This is a genomic window from Stieleria magnilauensis (assembly GCA_007753675.1).
In the GTDB taxonomy this organism is placed as follows: Bacteria; Planctomycetota; Planctomycetia; order Pirellulales; family Pirellulaceae; genus Stieleria; species Stieleria magnilauensis.
The window spans coordinates 5,902,756-5,928,807 of the sequence record CP036432.1; the positions used below are offsets into that span (position 1 = coordinate 5,902,756).

Here is a 26,052-nt window from a genome sequence, read left to right on the forward strand (position 1 = left end):
GCTCTCCCTATTCGGCGACGCAGTCACAGCCTGCGCCTAAGTTGTTTTTAAGAAGCTGAGCCCGTAGCACGTCGCTACCGTCGGTCGCGATCACTTCGCCGGGCAGGACGCCAGAGATGACCTCCGTAAATTCGCCGTTCGTGGCACCCAGGCGTACCGAACGGACGTGAAAGACTTTGAAACTGTCGGGGCTATCGAAGTAATGCTTGTCACGCACGAAAACAACTTGGCAGCAACCTTCCCAGTGCGACGCCCCCGTGGGAATCACGATAGAGTCGGACTCTTCGCGCAGAATCACTTCGCCGGTGCCGAACGTCTCATTGCGAAGGCGTCCGTCGGGATTGCGAAGCACCGCGCGGACCTGCACCAAACGCGTCATCCGATCGGCCGACGTCGAAATCCAATCGAGAGTTCCTTCAATCTTCTCCCGGCTCCCATCAGCGTGGAAATGAACTTTCTGACCGACGGCCAGTTGATTGAGGTTTTCCAGCGGCAGGTTCAACGTCAACCACATTTGGCGAATGTCGGCGACATCGAACAGGATCCGTGCCGGATCGACGACTTCGCCGGGAGCGACATTTCGCTCGGTCACCGTGCCGTCGATCGGCGAGCGAATCGGTAGCAAGTTTGACGTGATCGCTGGCGAGTCGATCTGCCGACGGACGTCATCGGGAATCCCCACTAGCCGCAGTCGGTCGAGCACCTCTTGTTCGCTCAACCCGTTCAGCGAATCGATATCGACAGGCAACCCTAAATTTCGCAACGACTGGTCGGCGGCCAACACGTCCGCCTGGGCCTTGGCCAAGGCGGCTCTCGCATCCAGAATTCGCGAACCAGGAACAGCACCGCGCGTATCAGCCAGCCGGTCGACGTTTTGCTTCTGCAACCGTTCTTCCGCAAGAGCTCGCAGCAACGTCGTTTTCAACTCGCCGACCTGCGCCGCATCGATGATCGCTAGGACTTCGCCTTTTGCGACCGAATCGCCCACATTCTTGGCCACCGACCAGACGGTACCTGGCAATCGGGATGCCAGGCTGGCCCGGCGAGTTGGGTCGTAAACAATCTCGCCGCTGCCGGTGATCGCTTCGACGATTGGAGCACGATCGACGAGTTCCACATCAACGCCAGCCTGCTTCAGTGACTCAATGGATGCGAACTGAATGCGGGCCTGATAAATCTTGCAGGCGCTGTTGTTCTCTTTTCGCGGAGCCACGGCCAATGCTCGTGCGGCTCGCTCAAGATCGTTCGGCGAGATCGACGGCGTCTCCTTCAGTTGAGCGACATCGGGGTGATCCAACACGCAGTTGTGCACGCCATGGACCGCGCACCAACCGTAGTCGGGGCCTGTAGGAATCAGGGTGGGATCGCACTCGACGCAGATCGACTCCGGCACGGCATGTTCTTCACACCAATCGTCGGCGACCGCCTCGACACTCCCGGTCAACGCGGCAAACTTTGGAATTCGCCAATCGTTGTGATGCCCGTAGTAAAAGACCGCGGCAAAGCCGATCAGAACCAACGTCGGCCCGATGCTACCAAGGGCAAGCGAGACAAATCGCCGGATGGGGCTACCATTTTTGGTTGGCGTTTCGATCTCGGAAGTATGCACGGGCCGTCCGTTGGCCGAAGATTCGGCGGAGGCGGGACGCGGATTTTCCTCCGGCGCATTGACGACTGACTGACTCATTGCAGAACTCCTGCTGGGATAGACGGGACAAACGCGAACCGCAAAAATGCAATTCGAGCATTCAACCAACGGACACAGGCCGACCAGAAATGAACTCGAACGCGGTGTCGCAACATGCGGCGAGCGCAATCGCCATCACAAACCGATTTCGAGGGTCAACCAACGTGGGCCAGCAGTGGCCTACAGCAATAGAGAGGCGTAAACGAGACGCACGTCTCGCCCGCTTTGCAGATCAAACCGTTGCGGATGTCGTTCTTCGCAACGTTTTGCAAGCAATTTGGACAGGTCCAGCGTTTCCAGACACAGCGGCGTCCAATCCGACAACAGCTGGAAGTCCGCTGACACGGTGCGGGAATTTGACTCTGGCGTTACGAGACAAACGCATCCGGTGTCGCAGGGGCAAGGGTTGTCACACGGGGCATTTCCCGGCGGCAACTGACGGTCATCGCATGGAGTGGATTGTTCGTGTCCACAGTGACAGCTACCAACCTTCTCAACTCCTGCTGTCGACGCAACATCCCCGCCCGCCGCACAAAATACGGGACACGCAACCACACGTAGTGTGATGAACGAGATGAACAGAAGACGGAACATCAAGAGGATGGCAATCCTGTAGGTTGATAGGACTCTAAGACATTAGTATAGGTTGGGAAAACGTTTACGGCAAGGCAAGTTCGACTACGGCTGCCATTTGCATGAAGCGTATCTAAGCGTCCTTTGCGAACCGCTCGTCTTTGATTCCCAGTCGCAATTTCCACTCCATCGCACTGCAATACAGCACAGGCACAACTAGCATCGTCATGATCTCGATCGTCATGCCGCCGAAGCTGGGAATGGCCATCGGCACCATGATGTCACTGCCTCGGCCGGTGGAGGTAAGCACGGGGATGAGTGCCAGCAGTGTGGTTGCCGTGGTCATCAAGCACGGACGAACACGACGCACGCCGGCGGTGACCGTTGCTTCGCGTGCATGTTCGATGTTGGTGATTCGGTCTTTGCGAAAGCTCTCGTCGAGGTAGGATGCGATCACAACTCCATCATCGCTGGCAATTCCGAATAGTGCCAGGAAGCCAACCCAAACGGCGACACTGAGGTTGATCGTGTGGACCTGGAACAGAGTCCGCATGTCGGTCCCGAACAGGTCAAAGTTTAAGAACCACTCAGTCCCATAGAGCCATAGCATGATAAAGCCGCCCGACCACGCAATCATGATACCGCTGAAAACGAGCGAAGTCGTAATGACCGATTTGAACTGCATGTAGAGAATCAAGAAGATGATCCCCAACGCAAGCGGCAGCACAACCATCAGCGTTTTTTGGGAACGCAACTGGTTCTCGTAGTTGCCCGCAAACGTGTAGCTGACTCCCGCCGGTAGAATCAGCTCACCGCTGTCGATCTTCTCTTGCAAAAAGGCCTGCGCATCCTCGACGACATCGACCTCTGCATTGCCCGACTTCATGTCGAACAGTACGTAGCCAAGCAGGAATGTGTCTTCACTCTTGATGACCTGTGGACCTCGCACGTAACGAATTTCCGCAAGTTGCTCAAGTGGAATCTGTGACCCCATTGGCGTGGGGACCAGGATGCGTCCTAGGGATTCCGCCTCGTCGCGAAGTTCACGAGCGTAGCGGACCCTCACCGGATAACGCTCCCGGCCCTCGACAGTCGTCGTAATTCGGCGGCCTCCGATTGCGACTTCGATCACGTCTTGCACGCTGCGAATGTGCAGTCCATATCGTTTAATGGCGTCTCGGTCGATGTCGATTTCCAGATACGGCTTGCCGACGATGCGGTCCGCGATCACAGCGGATGCTTGAACGGTCGGAACCTGCTTCAACAAACCCTCGATCTGGAGCGCAACCTTTTCGATCGTTTCCAGATCGGGGCCTTTGACTTTCATCCCCATCGGTGCACGCATCCCGCTTTGCAACATCACGATTCGGGCAGCGATCGGCTGCAGCTTTGGAGCGGATGTTGTGCCAGGTATATCAGCGGCTTCGGTGATTTTTTCCCAGATGTCGTTCGGCGTCTTGATCTCGTCGCGCCACTGACGAAATGGTCGACCATTCTCATCCTCCACCAGTTCACCGAACTTATCACGAACGAACCCGCCTGACTTTTCGTCGAATTGGAACTTCAGACGATGCCCGTCTTTGTCAGTTTTGTACTCCGATTTGTATGTGATATAGGTCTCAATCATCGAAATCGGCGCGGGATCAAGCGGACTTTCCGCCCTGCCGATCTTGCCGACCACTGATTCGACTTCGGGAATCGAGACCAGGAATTTGTTTTGTAGTTGCAGCACATCCATCGCTTCACCAATGGAAGCGTGCGGCATCGTGGTCGGCATATACAAGTACGAACCTTCATCCAGCGGCGGCATGAACTCTTTTCCCAAACCAGGAAGTGCCGCAGACAACGCCGACCAAGGACTCGACTGGCGAACCGTCAATTCAGAAACACCGACGAACGAAGTAACTTTGGGGACGAATCCGAAGATGCGATCAAAACCCTGCCACGCGGATGCGCCGAAGAGCAAAATCAACGCTGGCAACGACAAAAACAGCAATTTGTGAGCCAAGCACCAACGCAACAGAGGTTCGTAGATGAATCGTTGAAAGATCGTGAAGAATCCAAGCAGGCCGCCGATCAATCCTCCAACAAACATCAGGTTCCGGAACAAGCCTTTTTCCGGTCCAAGAGGCAACCAGTGGTCGGTCAACAGAAATCCAACCACGAGAACGGCGATCGCGCTAGCCGCGTAGGGGCCAAATCGCTGATACTTTTTAGGAATTCTTTCTTCGATCAACTTATAGGCGCCCAAGCCAATGACGATCGCGCCAACCCACCACGTCACCACGAACATTGCGACGATTCCTGCGATGATGAGTGCAATCATCGCCGCACGACGAAGTGTTTCAGACTTGATTCGTCCTCCAAAAAGAATGTGAGCCGCTGGGGGAATGATCGTTAATGCAACGATCACCGAAGCCGCAAGAGCAAACGTTTTGGTAAATGCGAGTGGTCTGAAGAGCTTTCCCTCTGCTGCAATCATCGTGAATACGGGCAGGAAACTGACCACCGTCGTCGAAACCGCGGTCAGTACGGCGCTAGCCACTTCGTGCGCCGCCCGAAAGATGACGTGCCCCGTGTCATCATCCGGGCCTGCTTCATCCAATTGCTTTAAGATGTTCTCACACAATATGATCCCCATATCGACCATGGTGCCGATCGCAATCGCAATACCTGACAACGCAACGATGTTTGCGTCCACGCCGAATGCTTTCATCGCGATGAAGCACATCAGAACGGCGAGCGGAAGCAATGCGCTAATCAAAATCGAACTGCGCATGTGCAGGACCATCACCAAGATCACAATGATCGTGACCAGGATTTCTTCGGTCAGTGCCGTATTCAGGGTGCCGAGCGTTTCGTAAATGACCCCGGTACGGTCGTAAAACGGCACGACCGTCACCTGACTAGTCGTGATCCACGCAGGCCACTGTTCGCGTGGCTGGGAACGCAGGTGCTTCACCCACTGGTCATGAGACGCCCCCGGCTTCGTGATTGGATTCAAGTCGTTCGCCACCGCGTAGGCATCGACTTGATCCTGAGTGGTCATCAAATAATCGATGATTACCTTCGAGGGCAGCCCGGGCGAAATCTCCGTGACCCGCCCCTTGATGTTCTTGATCGCTTCAAGAGGGTTGTAGCCAAATCGAACGACGCAGACCCCGCCGACGGCCTCCGCCCCTGCCTTGTCCAATGCCCCCCGCCTGAGCGCGGGACCGAGTGAAACCGTCGCAACGTCCTTGATAGTGATTGGGACATTATCCGCAACTCGCAGAACAGTTTTTTCGATGTCGTCAATCTGTTCAATGAATCCCAGGCCACGAATCACATACTCGGCCTTATTGAGTTCAATGGTCCGAGCGCCCACGTCGACATTTGTCATTTTCACTGACTGGAAAACATCGGCGAGACTCACGCCAGCAGCTCGCATGGCATCGGGGTCTACGTCAATTTGGTACTCGCGAACAAACCCTCCAATCGATGCGACTTCGCTGATGCCCTCAGCCGACGTTAGTGAATAGCGAACGTACCAATCCTGAATCGTCCGCAGCTCGTCCAAGTCCCAACCACCTGTCGGGACTCCATCTGGATCATGGCCTTCGAGTGTATACAGATAGACTTGCCCCAGTGCCGTTGCATCGGGACCGAGCGCGGGCTGGACTCCTTCGGGCAATGTCCCTGCCGGAAGGCTGTTTAGCTTTTCAAGCACGCGACTCCGCGACCAATAGAACTCCGCATCGTCATTGAAGATAATGAAGATCGACGAGAAGCCAAACAGCGAATAGCTGCGAATCGTCTTGACTTCGGGAATGCCTAACAAGGCGACGGTCAGCGGATATCCGATCTGATCTTCGACATCTTGCGGTGATCGCCCCATCCACTCGGTGAAGACGATCTGCTGGTTTTCGCCAATGTCAGGGATCGCATCGACGGGAACTGGATCGCGAGGCAATCCCCTCAAGTCCCAATCGAACGGAGCGACCATCGCGCCCCATGTCAATGTTGCCAGGACGACAAGCAAGATTACAAGTTTGTTGTGCAGGCAAAACCAAATCACACTTCCAAGAAATGACTTGCGGGCTTGCTTGATGTCGTCGGGTAGGTCGGACGGGTCAAACATTTGTATTTATTCGGGAGTCGGGGAGTGAAGAGTCCGGGAGGCACGGAGATAAATCAGTGTTGATGGTCAGCTCCTAGAGTGCCACTCTCGCTGTCTCCCTCACTCCCTGACTTGGCAACTCCCAACTTCTCTACCTTGTCCGCACATTTCAGCATCGAAGCTCCGTAATACGGATTGCGAACGGAATCGTCGGTCTGAATCCAGCTTGCGCCGCGGCCATCGAAAGCCATCGGGCAGTGCAATTCAAACAATTGGTCGGCTCCGGCAAATCCGAATGATCGATGTAAGGTCAAGAGCTGATCCGAAAGCAGCGCAAACGCAGAACGGATCGAGTCCAAATCGGAAGCATCTGCGAGTCTATCGGCGATCTTCGATAGACTGATGTATTCTGCCTTCCAACGTTCGGCTGTCTTGCCCTGCAACGACTGGCCATTGATCGAATTGACCGCCTGCTGCAAACCGCCGACAGACGCGAATGCCACATTTGAATCGTCTGCTGCGAGTGACCGACTGATGGAAAGATAAGGCGGAATGAGCTGGCTCAACTGCTGACGAAAGGCATCCGGAACATCCAACTGCTTCTCAGCCATTTGATGCCCCGCATGAAACAGTCCAAACATCTCTTGTAGACGCTCGGCATGACGCTTCGTTAGCAGCGACACCCGGTCGGCATTCTGTAGGGACTGAATATCACTTCCCTCGACAGCATCATTTGCCAACAGCATTACGAATTCGCCAAGCTGGTCACCCATGTCACCTGGCAGCGCGTTCGGATCAATCCCAGCGATGTTCTGCCCGAGAGACCTGAACGATTCGCGAATCCGATTCAGTTCTGCAGCCTCGACCGCTTCCCCGATGGCTGACACGGACTCAATCGTTAGCATCAACCTCATTTTCAGCTCACGCGGCAGAGACATTCCATTGCCTCCCGCCATCTGCATCGCGTCGCCATCTCCGGTTGGCATCGCACCACCCCCGTGGTTATGCCCGCCTCCGCCACCCCCCCCTTCAGGCGTCATCATGGACGGCTTGGCAGAAATTTGCAGGGCACTGTCGAGTTTGAAATTTCCATTCGTGACAACGAGTTCCCCTTCCTTCAAACCCGTCTTGACCAAGTAGTAATCACCAGCCCGCGGACCGAGAACGATTTCGCGGCCTTCGTAGGTTGGCTCCTCGGCATCGGGGACTTGGACGTAGACGATGGCGCGTGTTCCGGTAAGCAATGCTGCGGTCACCGGAATTACTAGCGGCTTCGCAGTGTCGCTAGGCTCCGCAGTGACGTAGCCGAGCGATTCCGCCCTCACGAGAGGCATTGCGCAAATGTCGCATTCGCCTGGTTCGTCCTTGACGATCTCTGGGTGCATTGGGCTGATCCATTTTCCCGCAAGCGAAGCATCAAGCACTCTTCCGCCCGCAGCGATTTTCGAGCGAACGATTGCACGAACGAACATTTCTGGTTTCAACCGTCCATCTTCGTTAGAAACGTTGACGCGGACCTTGACAGTTCGTGTCATCTTGTCGAGCACCGGGTCGATGAACGCGATGCGCCCCGAGAACACTTCACCCGGATACGCCTCGGTTGTGAATTCGACCTCTTGCCCATACCTCAGCCACGCCAAGTCCGACTCGTAAGCATCCATCTGAACCCAGAGGTGATTCAGGTCGGCCACCGTATAGATGCGATCACCCGTGCGGACTCGATCGCCTTCTTGCCGGAGCTTTTCAATGACCACGCCGCCGATCGGTGAATAGATGGTGATGTGTTCATCGGCCTTGCCTTTTTGCTCAATCTCTTGAATCTGTTTCTCTGTGATTCCAAGCAACCGTAGCTTCTCTCTCGCGGATTCGGCCAAGTCGATCGGAGTGACGAACCGCGAAGATGGACGACTGGCGTTTGACTCAAGAGCCGCGATCAGTTCTTCCTGCGCGGTGTAGAGTTCCTCGCTGTAGATGTACGCCATGTGATCGCCCTTGTTAACTTCAACCCCGGTATAGTCCACGTATAGCCGATCGAGTCGCCCGGATACCCATGCTGTAATGTGCGACAATCTGGTTTCGTCATACTCAATTTTTCCGACCATACGAACGTCGGCAGTCACGTATCGGTGCGAAACCGGCACCGTTTCGATTTTCATCAACTTTTGGATGTCCGCGTTAATCGAAACGGTACGAACACCGCCCGCTGATTTCCTCACCGGAACTAAGTCCATGCCGCAGATCGGGCAACTACCCGGCCCGTCACGCCGGATTTGAGGGTGCATACTGCACGTCCAGATTGAGGCTTGCTCAGCACCGTCGCCAGAGACGGTCGTTGTTGTCGGCGAAGATTCGGAAGAACTGCTTGGCCCGCGCAACGACCATGCTGCGGCGAAGCCGATCGAAAGACATGCGATCGCTTGCAGAAACCAGGCTTGCGTGACGAGACGTTTGATGAGTTGTTTCATTGTTCTTGTTCAGCTTTCCTTAAACCACTTAACCAACTTCGCCACCTCGGTCTGATCCCGCGCGCCTACCGCCGTCAGGCTTCGGCGGCCTTCCCGCCATGTCGCCGCAATACTTGACTTCAGGTCCACAAGACAGCACTCCTTGTCACCGCACATTGCCATGGATGTTGGACGCTTCCCGAACCAAGCGGCTTTCTCATCGTCGTGCTCAAACAGCACAAGTATTGACCCGTCGTCTCGCTTGCACACTGACTTGAAGCAGGTGCAACAGGGCATCTTCAGAACACTTGTGGACGCGAGCGCATAGCCATCCGGAAGTCCCTCAGCGACGGCCGGACGATAGCCCACCAAGCTGATTGCCCGGTCCGGTGAAACCACCTTGCCGTCGTACTTGCCCAGCAGGAACTGTTCCGCTTGGTCCGGATTCTCTGGCAAAATTTCCAGGTAGTGGTCCATCGTCGCGACGAATTCCGGCCCGTGCTCGTCATGCATCTCCGACATGGCGTCGTCGTGGCGAAGCCAAACGCTCAACCCGATCACCAACAAAATCGATGCCGCGATGGCCAGACGCCAGACCGTCGCACGGGTCAACCAAGGACGCCGGACTTTCGCTGCGGAAGCCACCACGATTTTCGGCTGTTCAGAAATCTGGCCAGTACGATCCAGCTCTTCGACGATGCTCGCCCAGACGTTCTCTGATACGAGACCGACTGGTGCTGCGGATATCGATTTACTCAGCTTCTGATACCCGTCCAGCAATTCCGAACAAGTCTCACATTGCCGAACATGCTCAGCAACCGACACTCGCGCATCCACCGAAAGCTCGTCGTCAAAGTACGACGACAGCAGGTCTTGGATTTCGATGCAGTTCATTGTCGCTTGCCTCGGGCTGATCACGGTCAGCACCAGTATGTGGATCGCAGGTGGGCCCTGGAGCCGGAACCTCGATGCGACTGACGTGACGCCTATTTGATGCGGTGGCGGGCCGTCTTCTTCACCGTTCTTGTAGATTTTCAAGGAAACGTCGTTCTCAGCCACTATTTTTCGTTGTTTTGCTCGAAATTCATGAAGGTTGACCCGCTCGCGAGTATCCAAGAACGAAATCGACTGCCCAATTTACTTGCTCCTCAGTCAAGGAACGTTCCGCAATGGCCTTTCTCAAATGGACCCTATCGCTCGCCACAGTGACGATCCTGTTCGTCGCATTGGTCGGCTGTCAACCGTCCAATGTCACTGAGACCGATGACTCCGCCTCGCTCCGCGTATCAACCGAGATGGATCACCACCAAAGCATGAACTCGGACAGGCACGACAAGGGTGGTCACGATCATTCGGTCAACAGCGAACCGCAACCAGCCGAAGAAATCGCAGCGGGCAAGTCCGACATGGACAAGATGAAGGAGACATTGGCCGATCTACCCGAGGGAGATCGAATGTCGGCAATGAAGCAACACTTCTGCCCCGTCAGCGATGAGATGCTTGGCGTGATGGGCGCCCCGGAGAAGATCGACGTCAACGGACAAGCCGTCTGGATTTGCTGCAACGGTTGCAAGGACAAATTGCTCGCCGAACCAGACAAATACCTCGCCAAGATCAACAAGTAACCCTGCATTCACCGCCCAACGCCATCACTACTTTCCAAGGCTGGTTTCAATGAAACTTCGTAGCGTTACCGCAATCGTCGCAGCCACGCTGCTCATGTCGCCCCAACTCTCGACCGCACAGGACGCCCACGCCGGGCACGACCATGCGGCACACGACCATGCTGGCCACAACCACGCCGCCGAAGCAACTGGCCCACATGGGGGCACCGTGCAGACCGTTGGCGATCGACGAATCGAGACGGTGATCGCCGAGAAAGGCATCAATCTGTGAAGCGGGCGCGTCAAGTTCCCATTCGATCAAGTCGATTGACGCGCAATGACGTACAAATGTGTTTCGAGAAGTGAGACACCATAGGAACTGAGTCTCACCACCCAGATGCTGGTGCAGTTTCCGGATCGCATCGCGGTACTCCTGGCTTCGGTAATCGATGCTCTTCCTCGCATCGACGACCAAATCCGGCGAGGTCAGTGGAAACGTGCTGGGATGATGTGTCCAAACTTTCATGTTGCTGGGCACTTGAACTCAGTCAACGCTTGAAGATCGCCAACTTCAAGCTGTGGGTGTGCCTGTAAGAGTGCGCGAAGGACAGAACAGGCTCGAAAACGCTTTCCTTCGTATTGGGATTGCGCGAGAGGAATTTCTGCTATGGATTCACAAAGCGTCGATCCGTTTGGTTGAGGGCTTTCCCGCATGATCGAACCATAGCGATCATTCAGATAGCTCAACAGCTTTCGCTCATCTTGCCAACTGCGATCAATCGCCCAGAGAAGAACGTGTGTTTCGCACCAAGCCGTCTTAACACCTTTCGGAATCGCTTTTCGACTGGGATGACCGGACCACTGTGGACCGTTCAGGATCGGTGCCTCATTCACTGCCATCTTTTCAATCCAGTACTTCTCTTGCGTCTTGGCCCACTTTTCCGCGGTCGCTGAATCGCCAAACTCCGATTGTTCAAGAACGGACATAATCGGATCTCGGCCTTCGTATCGAAGGCACGACGATCGCACCAAAATTAGGCTGCAAACAGGAGTTTCTCGAGGAATTCGCTGTTCCAGCCAGCGATTTTTCGCTTCCGCCTGAGGCTCTTCTTCCGAGTGTCTCGCTTGAGAAGCGTCGTCACAAACCGACGAGCAAAGCTCATGTTCGATGTCGCGTTCTTGGTTCGGAGCCGACTGGAGTCCTCATGAAACACGACATCGAGGACCCAGTGCATGCTCTCTATACTCCAATGGCTACGAGCACAATTTGAGAATTCATGCACCCGCGCCGGTCGGCTCGAAATGTAGTAGCGAACATCGCTTGATTGCCGGTCACCACGAGTCGTGCAAGTATTCGCTTGGCAGATACTTTTTGCTCCTTTCCACTGGTCGGTCAGTTCGCGAAGTGCTTTTGGAATTGGGCAGGTCGCATAGAAGCGTTCCTCTTCACGCGCGGCCTGCTTTCCTGTGGTCGTCATTGCCCGAACACCGTGGGCTGTGAGCCCATCGTTATGGGCCATCTCAAAGTGATCGGCGATGGCAGCACAGAGCTTGGGATGGTTGTCTTTGACAGCGAACAGATAGTCGCCACCTCCCTCGACGATCTTTTCAGCAATCGACTTTTGGCATCCCATGGCATCGAGCGTCACGATCGAATTGCGTAAGTCGATTAGATCGAGCAATTCGGGAATTGCCGTGATTTCGTTGGACTTTGAGTCGACCTCGGTTTGCCCAAGCGTGACACCATTTGCGGTCGCCCAGGCACTGACGATATGAATCGCATCAGATTTCTCCGCATCGGTATAGGATCCGCGCACCGTCTTGCCATCGATCGCAACGTGAACGGGACGATTGTCGTCCTTGCTGGCGTGATCCCAATTAATCTCGCAGAGATGAGCGTGCCATTGAAGCAGCGCCTTCTGAAACTCGGCTGGTTTGATCAGGGACAACACTCGCGTGATGGTATCGTGAGACGGAATGCCGGCATCAAAGTCGGCGAATTTGGATAGCCAATCCAGTTTCTCACCACCGAAGCTTTCGATCTCATCAGGTCCGTCCGCGCCTGCGATGACCGCCGAGACAACCAAAAACAGAATCGAGTTAAGTGGATGGATTGTCCGGCCTGCGACTCGCGGGTCGCCGACCTGATCAAAACACTCGTGAAACACATCGATTTGGGAAGCCATTGCCATCTCCATAACAGGGCAGTGAAAAACCAGTCTGGCTGAATTTATTGGCAGAGGGGTTCACTGAGGCAAGGCTTCGACGAATACTGAAACCAGATTTTGGTGCGATCGTCGTGGTATCGAAGGTACATGAGCCAAAAGTCTTTGATCGTGAAACCGTACTCGGCCTCCGATAAGTGCATGCGTAATCGCTGATCAAGCTTGTTGGTGCGACCGACATAGCAAACGACTTTCGGAGCGAACGGGTCGGCCAACGCGTAGATGTGTTGCGGGAATGACATGGCGTTTAGGATATCCAAGTGACATTATCCTAGCGACCACGATGAGTACTGAAATGCACGCGAATTGGCAATGAATCTCGGAGAAGTGGCCGGCATACGCCATCGACGACAAAGATAAATTCCTGGTTGATGCGTCGACGTGCCGTTTCGCAGTTGACGGAAAGCACGAGTTTGCCGTGTATTCATTTGGTCGCTACACACGTCGAGCAACGGTCGGCCCGACGAAGACCTATCCTCTGTGCGTGCAATTTGGCATTCAGTTTCCATTATTCACGTCGGACGAAGAACCAGCGATTGGACATCTGCGAACACGATTCTCCGTCGATGCGCGTAGTCGAACTGCTAGATGTTGTCGTGGCGGCACGGCCTGCCACTCGAACGGAGTTTGATTAGCGATCCCCTTCGTGAGATTCTTAGAGTCCACATGGGGCTTTAGGAATGATCACGCAACGACTCTTCGATTTTGAGGTAGCAGAATTAGAACGAATGAAGCATGAGCACGTCTCAGGGGACCTGACGGCCGAGAGCGAAATCGATGACCTTCGATATGCTTCCGTAAAACGTGTTTCGGTCGTTTTTGAGCGGTCGCTGGGGGACCGACCGTGCCTGACGAGCACCGAAGAATCGCGAATGTTCTTCAAGAGGTACTGGCAAGACAATCCTGCGTGGGATCAGGAGCAATTCGTTGTTGCGTGCCTCGATACCAAGCACCGGGTTCAATGCGTTGTGCGTGTCACAGTGGGAACGCTTGACGCTTCGCTGGTTCACCCCAGGGAAGTGTTCAAGCCGGCAATCATTGAGGGCTCGTCAGCCGTGATCCTTTCTCACAATCATCCGTCGGGCAACACGACGCCGAGTCGGGAAGACATCAGTGTCACTGACCGACTGACAGAGGCGGGAAAATTGCTAGGAATTACCGTTCTCGACCATATCATTCACGGTGACGGAACGAATGAAGTGCTGTCCATTCGAGAGTCGACGTAGTTGGACAGTCTAACTTTGCCGTGTTTACGTTCCCAGTCCGCGGCGAACATCGTGGATCCACCCTCTGGCGAAGGTGGCTACGTTTGACGGGCAATTTGCGACGTTTCGTGCGCAAAGTGACGCCATTCTGCTCGCTGCTTGAATTGCCGGACCGGTCTACGGGAAAAGATCTCGGGGGTGGACTCCGAGTGCTTTGGCGAGCTTCTCGAGGTTGAGCAACGCGACGTTGCGTTCGCCTCGTTCGATTCCTCCGATGTAGTTGCGGTGAAGATCGCTACGAAAGCCCAACTCCTCCTGCGACCAGCCCTTCGCCTCTCGCAATTCGCGGACGCGTCTTCCAACTTTCTCGAGAATTCCTTTTGCAGCCATACTTTACATCACACTTATGAGTGTCTATCCTGGCTACACACGATAAGTGTGATTCCTTCGTCATTTTTCCAGCAAGATCATCGGAGGCCGCCGGTACACATACCTGTTCAATTGAACTGCACCCATGATCAGGTCCAAGGCGATTGCCGTGATAAACACGAAATACAGAATCTGGGCCGTCAGGCCGTGCTTGCCGCCAAACAGGGCGACGCAAACCAGCAACATCAGCAACGAATTCAGCGTCGTTGCGAAGACCGCGGACATTCCCGTCCTTCCGCCCACGGTTTCGGCCCGATTCGGATGTCGAGATTGGAACAGCAGCAATTCTTCGCCCGCGATTTCGTTGATTGTTTGTTCGATCTCGCTGATGCGACGCAAGTTGTCTTCCTTTGCCCTGGCGTGCTGGACCGTCGTACGCCCCATCCAGAGGATTGCTGAGGGTGTCGTGATCAACACGGCCAGCTGCAGTTCCAAGGGCAGGGCCAGCACCGCCACGATTGTCGCCGCCATGAAGCTCACGGCGACTGGCAACCGGCGATCCATTGCCGTCAACCGAAAACGCAATAGTTCATTGAGTGCGTTGTACTCGGCGAAAAGGACGTCAATTCTTTCTCGCCTCGACAGCCGTCTGCGAGGTTGTTCCGAGCTAGCAGTCTTTTCCATGACCGGGGTTTCTCGCTCCGAACCATCTCATCCTCCAACCCACTAATCAACATGCTCGCCCTTTCCGCGTTCAATGTGCTTTCGGGTGTTGCCGCCCCGGTCATCTGGCACAGTGCTCTAACGACTATGTTTCGCGTTTGCCGTGAGATCGCGGCGAGCGTGTCCGCCGACATCCGCGCCGGGCGTTTTCCGGAGGGAATCTGCGCTCATTGCCGGAACTATCGTCACCCCGAGTTAGGTGACCTTCGACCACAGGTCAGATCACTTTATGACGAGTATCCGCTGAAAATGGAGTCGCCGTTCGAAGAAGTGGAGAATATCAGCGGAGGCGTCTGGCGTGCATCCGAAATTCTCGGAGGCGACGACGCTTTGCTTCGCCTTCATTTCCAAAAGCGGACGCTCGATCTTCCGCTCCACTCACATGATCACTCGGACAGGGTGGTTTTCGTCGCCGAATCACGCAAGCATCTTTCTGGATGTCGTGATTCTTTCCTGCCGACTGCAAGATTCATTCGAGACTCACACCTGGGTCATGCCTGACTCGGGAGAGGTTGCCTGAATAGGTCAGGCATGAATGAATCATCCAAAGCGATCGAAGCACTTGAAGATTACCAACCCTCTACTCAAGGTGTCTTCGATCCCGAAACCAACCCGACTGCTGCGATAGTCGAACAAGAGGTTTCTTGGATCAATGAAATGTACGAACGGGTGATCTCTCGGCTTGCAATCATTGCAACTGCAGAAGCGGAATTTGATCCGACAGTGGATTGGTCTTCCTACCCCACCCTTCAGCAAGCAAAAAGGAAGGTACTTGCGAAAATGGCGGTGCAACTGGCAGCAGTCGAGACCAGGGCGGAACAAGAAGCACTCGACCAAAGCGCTGAGCGACGATTTCAGTCGGTGTTTGACGCTAAGAAAAATCGGTTTGATACGGAAACAGATGCCATGAGCCGAATCGCGGAACTCTCCCGATTGTTGATGCTAAAAGAATTTGAGGTCAAAGAAGCTGAGTTTGACGTTAAGGAGGCCAAGATTGAGGTCGAAAAGGCGGAATTGAGAAAGCAACAAACAGTTGCCTCGAACGAAAAACGGATGATTGAAACGGAGTCCTCTCTACGGGAACATGGCCAGTTGCTGATTGAACTCGGAATGCTCAAGCCGTAGCGTCTTCAGCGTACCCAAAGGCGATTTCCAGTGCCTTCTGTTCTTTGGATAGGAACAGGTGTCGGTAGCGTCTCCGCATTTCGTCGGTCGAGAGGCCGACCCAGGCGTTGATCATTCGATGGTCCATACCAGCAGCGGCGCAGTTGCTGCGAAATGTGTGTCGCGTAATTCTCGTTTTCTATTGAGTTTGAAAAACCGAGTCCAATGCCGATTGCTGTTTGTCAGGGAAGAGGTGGCGGTAGCGGCGGCGTTGTTCTTCGGTTTGATGGCCTACCCAGGCGTCAATGAATCGTTGGTCGATTCCCTTGATCAGCGATAACGGCCCACAGTTTATCGCGAAGGACTTCAAGGCGTTCGTCAAATTTCACTCGATGACGCACGTGACAACGAGCCCGTATTACCCGCAGAGCAACGGGAAGCTGGAGCGTTTTCACGGCACGATCAAGAAGGAATGTATCCGCCCAAATTGCCCTCGCAATCGGGAAGAGGCCATGAAACAAATTTCGGCGTACATGGTGCATTACAATACCGTGAGGCTACACAGCGCGATTGGTTACATCACGCCTGCTGATTGCTTAAGCGGCTTGGCTGATGAGATTCAGGCCGAGCGTGATCGCAAACTCGAGGAAGCGCGTTTGCGACGCCGAGAAACATCCACCGAATCACTTGCAATGGCGAGTTGATGTGAGAGACTGAAACGACTTGGTCGGAGGATAGAGCTCTGGTGAGGACCAACTCAAGCGCCGTGCCAAGTCAAACGTCGAAGGGTGGCGGTATCACTTGGTGCGGTCCTCTTCCCTTCGATGTTTGCTCAATGCGAAAAAACTTCGGGCACGATGCCCGATCTTACCGGCCGGATGCCGCCACCCTGTTCAACTCACTGGACCGCAAATTCCAATTTCCGTTGAACCAAGACAACAGTTTTCCATTTACTGCCTGATAGGACTTGGTTGAGATGATGGCTCGCTTCCTCTGGTTGCACGCATCCCTCTTCGCGTTGGAGCTTGCGATTTCGAACGACGCGGTGGTCTTCAGGGAACGTGTGGGGGCTTTGCTCCTTTTCCTCTAACCACGTGCTCATGACTTCGGTCAGTTTCGGTGTTAGTGGGACGATTCGTGTGGTGCGTTTGCTTCTGGCTCTCTTTCGCTCGCGGACGACGACGGTTCGATTCTCCAGATCGAAGTCGGCGATCTGGGATCGGCAAAATTCGCTTCGTCGGACGCCAGTGTGCGCGGCGAAGACGCACATCGGATAGAGGAACGGATATTCCGCTGTTACTCGGATGTGCTCGAGCAACTCGTCGACTTGAGTGGTGTCCAGGTACAGGCTGTGCCAAAGCTCAGACGATTCCGCATCGGAAAGACGCCCGACTGCGATTTGCCGTTCGATCTGCTTCCAGGTTTGGAATGGTGGCTTTTCAGTGACCTTTGGAAACATCAGGCCGCGTTTCGGAAAGACTCCGGTGACGTGGTTTTGGGAGAGTGCCCAGTTCCAAAGGGAACCGAAGGTGGCGATTTCTTTGCGGATCGTTCCGGCGGACACGAAGCCGTTTATGCCGGGTTCCTTCGATCGTGTGGTGATATAGTTTTGCAGGTCTTTTGTGGAGATTGAGTGAAGTGTCTTCCGCGAACCCAAGATGCGGACGATATGTCGGGTGTGGAGCCCGATCGTCTTGAGGGTGGTTGGTTCGAGTGCGTCGCTGGGAATCGACGAGGTGTAGGTTGAGAGCAGGTCACCGAGCCGGAGTGTAGTCGTTTGTGGCTTGCCGTTGAGCTTGCCGTCGGAGAGAAGGAACGTGGGGATGTCGGCGCCGTCGGGCAGCTCAAGCCGTCCGGATTCAATGAGCGCAATATTCTCTTCGAGCCGGAAACTGGCGGCTTGTGCTTGGCGCCGCTTCTTCGTTTTCAGTGAACGCTTGAACCGGGCGCCGCCGAATCGGAAGGTGACGTGGAAATTGCCGCCCGGATCTTGTTGGAGTGATGCCATTTCGGGTTCCTCGGGTACGTTGAATTCAAGGTACAAGCGGTCCCAGCAAGCCGACTATCGACGACGTTCCAACGGGTATCCAACGGGGCGGCAATCAGGAGCGGAACAAGGCAACATCGATGCAACGCGTTTGCAACGATGTCACTGAAATGTCACTGATTGGAAAAAGACACAAAAAAAGGACTCGGAGCGAATTGCTCTAAGTCCTTTGCTGTTTTGGAGTTTGCCGCGAGTGGTTTACTCGTAGCAATAGCTCCCCGATCGAGACCCTCTCCGCCTAAACTCTCAGAGAGCCTTATCACTTTAAGTCATTTTCCACCAACAACTTGCAAGAAACCCCGTCTCACACGGTCCCCCGCCTAACCTAACGAGACCGAAAGCACCAAACACAACCTCTGTTTAACAACCACCGAGTGTTAACCGGCGAGTCTGTTGTTTGCCACGCAACTCGACGAATTCGAGAGTTAACACTCGGTCTCTGCAATCGCGACAGCGGGAACCTCAAACGGCTATCTGTCGAGCCATCGTGCGAAGCAGGCGAGTTGGAACGGAATACTCGAGCTCCCAGACAATGCTGATGGGGCGGCTTCCGGTGTGACTCAAATATTTGCATGGCCCCAGGAAGTGGTATGGCGCCGAAATCCCGGACGAAAGATTCTTCGTTTCACGCACGAAAAGCAATGGCGTGTAGCCGTTCTGACGGTGACAAATGTAGCGTTGGCCAGTCGGTGATTGCTCGGACGTGTTGCTCTGTGACTGCCAATGAAATTGAGTGTGCGAGATCAGATAGTCTTCATACATCGTCGTTGGCGAATACTCATCCTCGGTTTTCTGCAGCGTCACAAAGAAGACATCGTGTTGACGATCCTTCAGATGCAACACACCCTCACGCTGACTGGGCCGATCACTGAAATTCCAGTGCCCGAGCGCCACCAAGATTTCGTCCCGCGTGTAGGCAGCGTGAATGGCCAAAGGCTCGAACGCCGTTGCATTTCGATTTGCAATCAATGGTGAGTGCTTCAAACGGTATTCCAACACGCGTCGTAGGTCCTCGACAACGACCGAATTGTCTCGCAGTCTTTTGTCCGCCTCGGCGAGTGACATTCCCGCATGCTGCGTCCCCCACAATGAAACATGCAGCATTTCGGCGATGCCATTTTCCAGGCCCCCATCCGGCTCGAGGTATTTCATTGCAGCCTGGATCTGCAGTGGGCAGTTGATGTGACTTAGACGACGCAGACCTTTTGCAAGTTGTTTTTCGTCCGGTGCGTCCGCCACTTCGGCAAGACCAGCATCTGCCAGCAGTCGTGACCACAAGCCTCGCTTCAGCAACTCATCGAGGGTCGTGTCGAAATAGTCGAGCGCATCTTCAAGTGTTGGCACTCTCCCCAAGTACTGCTTCAGATCACGCAGGGATCTCAACATCCGCGGACGGACTAGACGAATTGACTCGCGCACGTTTTCTAGCACACGTTGTTGCGCGACTCGCTCCAACTTGATCGCACATCCACTCGGAAGGTGAGGAAAACCACTTTCGATTTCGACGTCAAGTTTCGCAGTCGGTTTATCGCTCAACGCACGAAACCGGCTGGCGAACCGAAACTCTTTGCGTTGCGCCCCGATGAAGTCGAGCACGGTCAAGCACTCTTTTTCGGAGTGCAATCTCAAACCACGCCCAAGCTGCTGCAAGCACACAGTCAAGCTTTCCGTCGGTCGGAGAAATAGCACCGTATCGACCTCGGGGATATCGATGCCTTCGTTGTAGAGATCGACTACAAAGATGAAGTTGATCGAGCGATCGCGCAACCGTTGCTGAGCGGAATTGCGTTCCTCCTTGGTCGAGCCTGCTGATAACGCAATCGACGGAATACCGTTTTCATCGAAGAAGCGAGCCATGAATTCGGCATGAGCAACACTGCAGCAGAATGCCAGGCCTCGCACGTCCTGCGAATCCAGTACGGTTTCGGAAACCTTCTCAAATACCAACTTGGCGCGAACGTCGTTGCCTGTATAGAGCCGATCCAAATCATCGATTCGATAGCCGCCGCGTTGCCATGTCAGACCATCAAGATCGACTGCGTCTGTAATCCCAAAGTATTGAAACGGGCACAACAGGCGCCGCGAAATGGCATCTGGCAACCGAACTTCAGCACTTGCTCGCCCTCCAAACCAACTCAACACATCCAGTTGATCAGAACGCTCGGGCGTCGCTGTCAGCCCAAGCAGAACCCGAGGCTTAACGTGATCTAACAAGGATTGGTAGCTGGGTGCCGCAGCATGGTGAAACTCGTCGACGACGACATACTCGAATTGCTCCGCGGACTCCATTTGCAGATTTCGAGAGTTGTAGCTCTGGATCGAGCAAAATAGATGTTCGTGCTGCTCCGGTTGACTCCCATCGACGAGGAGATCGCCAAAGTTTTGATCTCGCAACACGCATCGAAACGCTACCATCGCCTGGCTGAGAATCTCTTTTCGATGAGCGATAAACAGCAATCTCGGTTTGCGCCCCAATTCTCTCGCGACACGAGCGTAGTCAAACGCAGCAATCATCGTCTTGCCGGTTCCCGTGGCGGCAACGATCAGATGTTTGTGCTTGTTCTGAACCTCACGTTCCGCAGCGATGACATCGAGAATCTCTTCCTGAAACGGAAACGGACGCAAGTCGAAGTTGATCGCCAGTCCAGTGTCAACTCCAGCTTTCCGCTCGGTGCTAATTGCTTGGCGAAGCCGAGGCAGCGATTCAAGATCGAACGCTTGGAACTCGTCATCCTGCCAATAGGTTTCAAATGTGCCCGTGACCTTGTCCCACAAATACGGCAATTCGTACTGACTGATCTTCGTGGTCCATTCAAGCCCCTCGGACAACGCCGCGTTCGACAAATTGGCAGAGCCAACATAGGCACTGCTGAAGCCGGTCTTGCGGTGGAACAGATAGGCTTTCGCGTGCAGCCGGGTTCGCTTCGTGTCGTAGCTGACTCGCACCTCCGTCCTTGGAAGCTCACTCAGTGCTGCAACCGCTTTCGGGTCCGTTGCACCCATGTAACTGGTGGTGATGACACGGACAGCCAGCTCGTCATTACGATCGACGAGCTCGCGAAGGTTGTCGACAATGACTCGCAAACCGCTCCATTTGATGAACGAGCAGAAAATGTCAACTCGATCACAAGTTGCGATTTCTTTGCGAAGCTGGCTTCCCAGGCTCGCGTCTAGTCGAGTTCCCGTCAGAAGCGAGCAACGCGAAAGAGGACTGTCCGGTCTCTCGTTTGGCGAACCATCGACTGACCGGTGAATCGCCAACAGCCGTCGCAATGGACTGGCAATGCTCAGAACTTCACCATCGCCATCATGCATCGCTTCTGCGAGCGTGCTTAGAATCTTGTCGGTGAGCTGCCGTTGCTTATCAGCTGCATCAGCCCCGCGAAACGCAGCCAAACTGCCAGCGATCAACCGCTCGAGAAATTGAGCTAGGGCCGAGTGCGTCTCCTCCGAGTCGACCGGCGCAAGCATTGCCAATCGAGGATCGCCAAGTCGAGCAATCTCGTCTTCGATAGCTTCCGTCAGAAGATGATCGTAGAGTCCCGGTTCCACTAGCTGCCTGTTGCCCAAAAAGTTTTTGCCGGCAGAATGACGCTGCCCGATGTAACGAACATAGATTCTAGCGACTTGATGCGATCGCTTGTTGCTTGCTCAACTTCAGAGAACGATCAGTACCAATCAGGTGGCCGAATGATCTTTGGTTCGCTTGGATGTACCTTGATACTCGCTTCATTCTTACTGCACCAATACGCGAACGCACGATCGATGGTCGGACATTCTGAGGGCTGCGTGAGAGTCATCCCCAAATTTGTGGTGAGGTGCACGCGAGCACGATGACCGTCAAACCGCCGATCGCTTTGATCTAGTTTGCAATAAGTTGCGACATCCATCATGCCAGCGCCGGACACATCATCAAGTGAGTCTGATCTGTTCGGAATCACATAGGCGCAAAACTTCGACGGAGCAAAGAGCTTCGACACTGGATCAAAGACAAAATATGTAACCGTACGACACTTCCATTGCTCGCTCGCAATCGATGCAGAAACTTGATGGTTCCACTGGTGAAGATTCCGAACCACTTCAAACAACTCAGACGCAAAATGAATTCGATGTCCATCGCTCTCAAGCACGGGATCCACGACCTGAAAGATGCGTTCTTGCTCGGCAGGGACGTCTAGCCCTGCATTCTTAAGTTGCTCGATCGAGGAGTGATTTAGACGTTTGATTCTCTCAGGTTCGATCGCCGGGAGCAGGACCGTTTGAAACGAGTTGATTCCGACATGTCGAAGCAAATGAATGGTGTTTGAAGCCAAGTTGCGCCGCCCACGAGTCACGTGCGAACTGACCATCGAAACGAAAACGTCAGAAGGCTCAAACGCCTTGAATAAGTGTGAAGTCGCGAATTTTGCATGATTAGCAACTGGATCTGCACGACTGATTTCAAACTCAATCCACAACCTGCGAGTCCCATCTTCGCGCTCAAGGCACACGTCCGCTCGGGGACTGTAGCCGAGCAGTTTTTCCATCTCCAATGAAAGAACGCGTTTCTCAGAAGAGCAAGTCCAGCCGACCGGGCACTGTGCCGAGAAGGCCTGCTGCATGAATCGCGCTAAATGGCCCATGGCGTTGTCATGATTTCGATTCCTTCAAGTATGTAAAGCGTTTTCGTCAACTATCCAGCCGTCGCAAGCAGGCGATCGATCGCTGCCTGCCATCGATCTTCGAGCGGCACCATCGACGACGACGTCCAGGTCAAACCGCCCACGTCGGCCGTCGTGGAGTACACCCATTGGGCGACACGCGCCGACGTCGGCAAGTCGTTGAAGATTCCTCGTACTGTGAAGGCTTCCTGCAGTCCACCACGAAGCGTCAAATTGCGATCGACCCATTTGTCCAAGAACTCGGCCGCCGCAATGTGATCTGACTTTGACGAGTTGCACGTCGCATGAGCGAGAACGAAGTTGTGCCCGAGATCAACGGGATACCTTGCCCATGGTACGAAGTGATCCACATGAGCCGTCGCCTCCGACAATCCCTTGTCACAATAAAAGCACCGCGTCGCACCGGTATCCATTAATGCATCGCGAACGCTATTCAGTTGCGAACGCTCGCTACCGAACATGAACTCGCTGAGGTCCGTCGTCGTGCCCAGCAGCTGGCGGTTGTAGCGGCGAACGTAACGCACCCAAGCACCACGGACGATATCACCGATAAGTCCGTAGAACTTGCGGAAGCAAGTCGCGACGCCAGGACGCAACGTAATGCTGGCTCCCCTACCAACGTTCGGATAGAGGAAATCAAATTCTTCACTGCCGACCGTTTGAAGCTTCCAAAGCGGCATATCGCGAACGTTTGACGCAACCTGAGAAACCAATGACATCCAAATTTCTCTGTCGCTTTTGGCGCAGGCAAGCGAGTCACCCAATCGGCTTTTTACATCACAAATTCGACCTACAGTGACGGCTTGTTTGCCAACATTTTGTCGAAGCACAGCGGGAGCAACATCGGTTGCTTTCGGAATGTAAGGACTTGTCTGACGCCAGTAGAGATAGATGAACTTCTCGGCGATCATCTTCGCTGATATCTCCAACTCACTACCGGCGTCATCGCCTCGCTCAATTGAGATATCTGCAAGGGACAAAATCAAGGCATACTTATGCGTGCCAACGAACCTCCCCTCCGACAGCAAACGCTGCAGGTTGGTGAGGAATGCGACTTGGGATTCAGGCGTAACCATGCGAAGAGATGGAGTGACTACCAATAGCGAGCTTTGTCAGGGATCACCCATCGTATCCCGCCACGCGGGTCATCGCTATCGCCAGTGACCCGAGGGATCACATGAACATGGGCGTGCAACACCGTCTGACCAGCCGGCACGCCATCGTTCACACCAATGTTAAACGCTTCGATGCCAAACTCATCTGCCAAGCGATGCCGAACCTCGCTGGCGAGTCTCCAAACCTCTGCTTGTTCGCTCACATCCAAGTCAAACAACGACGCCACGTGACGCTGCGGAATCACCAACGTGTGATGCTCCGCAATGGGAAATCCATCTAAGAAGGCGATCGCCGCATCCGACGATGCAATCCAACGCTTTGGATCAATGGAGCAGAACGGACAAGTATCACGACTCTCAGCCATCGCGTCTCCTCAACATTGCCTCGATAGCACGAATTCCATTCCCCATCTTCGTCCGTGCCGACACATTTGCCGAATGAACCTTCATCGCCGGTGGAACGAAATCGTGCAACGCAACCTGTTCTTCGATCCACAGGACGACGTCGTATCCCGTGCCGCGATCGTCATCACCGAGATCGTGATCCAGGCTGATGTCGGTGACCGTACCGGTCTTCAATAGCTCGATGGCTTCGTCCGGCCAATACACGCGGTGCCAACCATCGGGCGTCGTTCGTTCATCGTCAAGATAGACCTTCATCAGTTCTCAACCGGTTCCTAATTGTCAGAAGCTTCGTTCGACTTTTCGACCAAAAGAGTCTTGTGATCGCCTTGTATTGGTAGTCAACCGTTTATGTGGTCGCGATCGCCCCTTGGGTCACGACGATCGCACCAAAATCTGGTTTCAGTATTCGTCGAAGCCTTGCCTCAGTGAACCCCTCTGCCAATAAATTCAGCCAGACTGGTTTTTCACTGCCCTGTTATGGAGATGGCAATGGCTTCCCAAATCGATGTGTTTCACGAGTGTTTTGATCAGGTCGGCGACCCGCGAGTCGCAGGCCGGACAATCCATCCACTTAACTCGATTCTGTTTTTGGTTGTCTCGGCGGTCATCGCAGGCGCGGACGGACCTGATGAGATCGAAAGCTTCGGTGGTGAGAAACTGGATTGGCTATCCAAATTCGCCGACTTTGATGCCGGCATTCCGTCTCACGATACCATCACGCGAGTGTTGTCCCTGATCAAACCAGCCGAGTTTCAGAAGGCGCTGCTTCAATGGCACGCTCATCTCTGCGAGATTAATTGGGATCACGCCAGCAAGGACGACAATCGTCCCGTTCACGTTGCGATCGATGGCAAGACGGTGCGCGGATCCTATACCGATGCGGAGAAATCTGATGCGATTCATATCGTCAGTGCCTGGGCGACCGCAAATGGTGTCACGCTTGGGCAAACCGAGGTCGACTCAAAGTCCAACGAAATCACGGCAATTCCCGAATTGCTCGATCTAATCGACTTACGCAATTCGATCGTGACGCTCGATGCCATGGGATGCCAAAAGTCGATTGCTGAAAAGATCGTCGAGGGAGGTGGCGACTATCTGTTCGCTGTCAAAGACAACCATCCCAAGCTCTGTGCTGCCATCGCCGATCACTTTGAGATGGCCCATAACGATGGGCTCACAGCCCACGGTGTTCGGGCAATGACGACCACAGGAAAGCAGGCCGCGCGTGAAGAGGAACGCTTCTATGCGACCTGCCCAATTCCAAAAGCACTTCGCGAACTGACCGACCAGTGGAAAGGAGCAAAAAGTATCTGCCAAGCGAATACTTGCACGACTCGTGGTGACCGGCAATCAAGCGATGTTCGCTACTACATTTCGAGCCGACCGGCGCGGGTGCATGAATTCTCAAATTGTGCTCGTAGCCATTGGAGTATAGAGAGCATGCACTGGGTCCTCGATGTCGTGTTTCATGAGGACTCCAGTCGGCTCCGAACCAAGAACGCGACATCGAACATGAGCTTTGCTCGTCGGTTTGTGACGACGCTTCTCAAGCGAGACACTCGGAAGAAGAGCCTCAGGCGGAAGCGAAAAATCGCTGGCTGGAACAGCGAATTCCTCGAGAAACTCCTGTTTGCAGCCTAATTTTGGTGCGATCGTCGTGCCCCTTGGGTCACCTACGACAATGCAAATGGCGATCAATCATATTACGGACGATCCTTTCGCTCCGCGTTGACATTCCAATATCCGATCACCAAGTGCTACTCAGTCGAGTTGCAATGTAAGAATCACCTC

At 54.2% G+C, this 26,052-nt stretch carries 23 protein-coding genes; 5 read left to right on the plus strand and 18 right to left on the minus strand.

What is annotated here, in order from left to right; genetic code table 11:
• Positions 1-7: 7 nt before the first annotated feature.
• The 5 genes from TBK1r_RS20785 to TBK1r_RS20805 all read right to left on the minus strand — a co-directional run bounded on the left by TBK1r_RS20785 (position 8) and on the right by TBK1r_RS20805 (position 9,919).
• Positions 8-1,687, minus strand: coding sequence for an efflux RND transporter periplasmic adaptor subunit (locus TBK1r_RS20785; protein WP_145214873.1), 1,680 nt, complete (start codon positions 1,685-1,687; stop codon positions 8-10).
• Positions 1,688-1,867: 180 nt separating this feature from the next.
• A complete protein-coding gene (locus TBK1r_RS38845) occupies positions 1,868-2,032 on the minus strand; it encodes a hypothetical protein (RefSeq protein ID WP_246419052.1) in 165 nt (54 codons plus the stop codon).
• 361 nt (positions 2,033-2,393) lie between these two features.
• Positions 2,394-6,380: an efflux RND transporter permease subunit gene (locus tag TBK1r_RS20795; RefSeq protein ID WP_145214879.1), complete on the minus strand. Its 3,987-nt coding sequence runs from the start codon at positions 6,378-6,380 to the stop codon at positions 2,394-2,396.
• A gap of 53 nt (positions 6,381-6,433) precedes the next feature.
• The gene (locus tag TBK1r_RS20800) at positions 6,434-8,824 is read right to left on the minus strand and encodes a heavy metal-binding domain-containing protein (RefSeq protein WP_145214884.1); all 2,391 of its coding nucleotides are present in this window, start codon (positions 8,822-8,824) and stop codon (positions 6,434-6,436) included.
• Between the two features lie 9 nt (positions 8,825-8,833).
• Positions 8,834-9,919, minus strand: coding sequence for an anti-sigma factor family protein (locus TBK1r_RS20805; RefSeq protein WP_259631766.1), 1,086 nt, complete (start codon positions 9,917-9,919; stop codon positions 8,834-8,836).
• A 53-nt stretch (positions 9,920-9,972) separates the two neighbouring features.
• Here TBK1r_RS20805 and TBK1r_RS20810 point away from each other — a divergent pair, with 53 nt between their 5' ends.
• The gene (locus TBK1r_RS20810) at positions 9,973-10,428 is read left to right on the plus strand and encodes a hypothetical protein (RefSeq protein ID WP_145214887.1); all 456 of its coding nucleotides are present in this window, start codon (positions 9,973-9,975) and stop codon (positions 10,426-10,428) included.
• 46 nt (positions 10,429-10,474) lie between these two features.
• On the opposite strand, the gene TBK1r_RS38850 is transcribed toward TBK1r_RS20810, so the two are convergent.
• The 4 genes from TBK1r_RS38850 to TBK1r_RS20830 are packed head-to-tail and all read right to left on the minus strand — an operon-like array spanning position 10,475 to position 12,874.
• Positions 10,475-10,933: a hypothetical protein gene (locus TBK1r_RS38850; protein ID WP_419580221.1), complete on the minus strand. Its 459-nt coding sequence runs from the start codon at positions 10,931-10,933 to the stop codon at positions 10,475-10,477.
• Positions 10,930-11,394 (minus strand): hypothetical protein, encoded by a 465-nt coding sequence (locus TBK1r_RS20820; RefSeq protein ID WP_145214890.1) that lies wholly within the window; start codon positions 11,392-11,394, stop codon positions 10,930-10,932. Before TBK1r_RS20820 ends, TBK1r_RS38850 begins: the two co-directional genes overlap by 4 nt.
• A gap of 47 nt (positions 11,395-11,441) precedes the next feature.
• Positions 11,442-12,605 (minus strand): ISAs1 family transposase, encoded by a 1,164-nt coding sequence (locus TBK1r_RS20825; protein ID WP_145207505.1) that lies wholly within the window; start codon positions 12,603-12,605, stop codon positions 11,442-11,444.
• 32 nt (positions 12,606-12,637) lie between these two features.
• A complete protein-coding gene (locus tag TBK1r_RS20830) occupies positions 12,638-12,874 on the minus strand; it encodes a GIY-YIG nuclease family protein (protein WP_145214893.1) in 237 nt (78 codons plus the stop codon).
• A gap of 486 nt (positions 12,875-13,360) precedes the next feature.
• Here TBK1r_RS20830 and TBK1r_RS20835 point away from each other — a divergent pair, with 486 nt between their 5' ends.
• Positions 13,361-13,858, plus strand: a complete 498-nt coding sequence (locus TBK1r_RS20835; protein ID WP_407699769.1) for a JAB domain-containing protein — start codon at positions 13,361-13,363, stop codon at positions 13,856-13,858.
• 156 nt (positions 13,859-14,014) lie between these two features.
• On the opposite strand, the gene TBK1r_RS20840 is transcribed toward TBK1r_RS20835, so the two are convergent.
• On the minus strand, positions 14,015-14,227 hold the full coding sequence (locus TBK1r_RS20840; RefSeq protein ID WP_145214899.1) for a helix-turn-helix domain-containing protein: 213 nt from the start codon (positions 14,225-14,227) through the stop codon (positions 14,015-14,017).
• Between the two features lie 60 nt (positions 14,228-14,287).
• Positions 14,288-14,770, minus strand: coding sequence for a hypothetical protein (locus tag TBK1r_RS20845; RefSeq protein WP_145214902.1), 483 nt, complete (start codon positions 14,768-14,770; stop codon positions 14,288-14,290).
• Positions 14,771-15,460: 690 nt separating this feature from the next.
• On the opposite strand from TBK1r_RS20845, the gene TBK1r_RS20850 reads away from it, so the two are divergent.
• A complete protein-coding gene (locus TBK1r_RS20850) occupies positions 15,461-16,054 on the plus strand; it encodes a hypothetical protein (protein WP_145214905.1) in 594 nt (197 codons plus the stop codon).
• Here TBK1r_RS20850 and TBK1r_RS38855 read toward each other — a convergent pair.
• Positions 16,044-16,181 carry a hypothetical protein gene (locus TBK1r_RS38855; protein WP_419580222.1) on the minus strand — a complete coding sequence of 46 codons (138 nt, stop codon included), beginning with the start codon at positions 16,179-16,181 and terminating at the stop codon, positions 16,044-16,046. The genes TBK1r_RS20850 and TBK1r_RS38855 overlap by 11 nt on opposite strands.
• A gap of 157 nt (positions 16,182-16,338) precedes the next feature.
• On the opposite strand from TBK1r_RS38855, the gene TBK1r_RS20855 reads away from it, so the two are divergent.
• The gene (locus TBK1r_RS20855) at positions 16,339-16,737 is read left to right on the plus strand and encodes an integrase core domain-containing protein (RefSeq protein WP_145214908.1); all 399 of its coding nucleotides are present in this window, start codon (positions 16,339-16,341) and stop codon (positions 16,735-16,737) included.
• Between the two features lie 194 nt (positions 16,738-16,931).
• On the opposite strand, the gene TBK1r_RS20860 is transcribed toward TBK1r_RS20855, so the two are convergent.
• From TBK1r_RS20860 to TBK1r_RS20885, 6 genes are all read right to left on the minus strand, one after another.
• Positions 16,932-18,041: a tyrosine-type recombinase/integrase gene (locus tag TBK1r_RS20860; protein ID WP_145214911.1), complete on the minus strand. Its 1,110-nt coding sequence runs from the start codon at positions 18,039-18,041 to the stop codon at positions 16,932-16,934.
• A 501-nt stretch (positions 18,042-18,542) separates the two neighbouring features.
• Complete coding sequence (locus tag TBK1r_RS20865; protein WP_419580223.1) at positions 18,543-21,164, minus strand: DUF3427 domain-containing protein; 2,622 nt, start codon at positions 21,162-21,164, stop codon at positions 18,543-18,545.
• A 584-nt stretch (positions 21,165-21,748) separates the two neighbouring features.
• A complete protein-coding gene (locus TBK1r_RS20870) occupies positions 21,749-22,702 on the minus strand; it encodes a hypothetical protein (protein ID WP_145214917.1) in 954 nt (317 codons plus the stop codon).
• A gap of 50 nt (positions 22,703-22,752) precedes the next feature.
• Positions 22,753-23,460 (minus strand): HNH endonuclease, encoded by a 708-nt coding sequence (locus tag TBK1r_RS20875; RefSeq protein WP_419580224.1) that lies wholly within the window; start codon positions 23,458-23,460, stop codon positions 22,753-22,755.
• Positions 23,461-23,834: 374 nt separating this feature from the next.
• Positions 23,835-24,221, minus strand: coding sequence for an HIT family protein (locus TBK1r_RS20880; protein WP_145214921.1), 387 nt, complete (start codon positions 24,219-24,221; stop codon positions 23,835-23,837).
• A complete protein-coding gene (locus TBK1r_RS20885; RefSeq protein WP_145214924.1) occupies positions 24,214-24,516 on the minus strand; it encodes a cyclic-phosphate processing receiver domain-containing protein in 303 nt (100 codons plus the stop codon). The genes TBK1r_RS20880 and TBK1r_RS20885 overlap by 8 nt, the downstream gene beginning before the upstream one ends.
• A 222-nt stretch (positions 24,517-24,738) precedes the next feature.
• On the opposite strand from TBK1r_RS20885, the gene TBK1r_RS20890 reads away from it, so the two are divergent.
• The gene (locus tag TBK1r_RS20890; RefSeq protein ID WP_145207505.1) at positions 24,739-25,902 is read left to right on the plus strand and encodes an ISAs1 family transposase; all 1,164 of its coding nucleotides are present in this window, start codon (positions 24,739-24,741) and stop codon (positions 25,900-25,902) included.
• Positions 25,903-26,052: the final 150 nt, after the last annotated feature.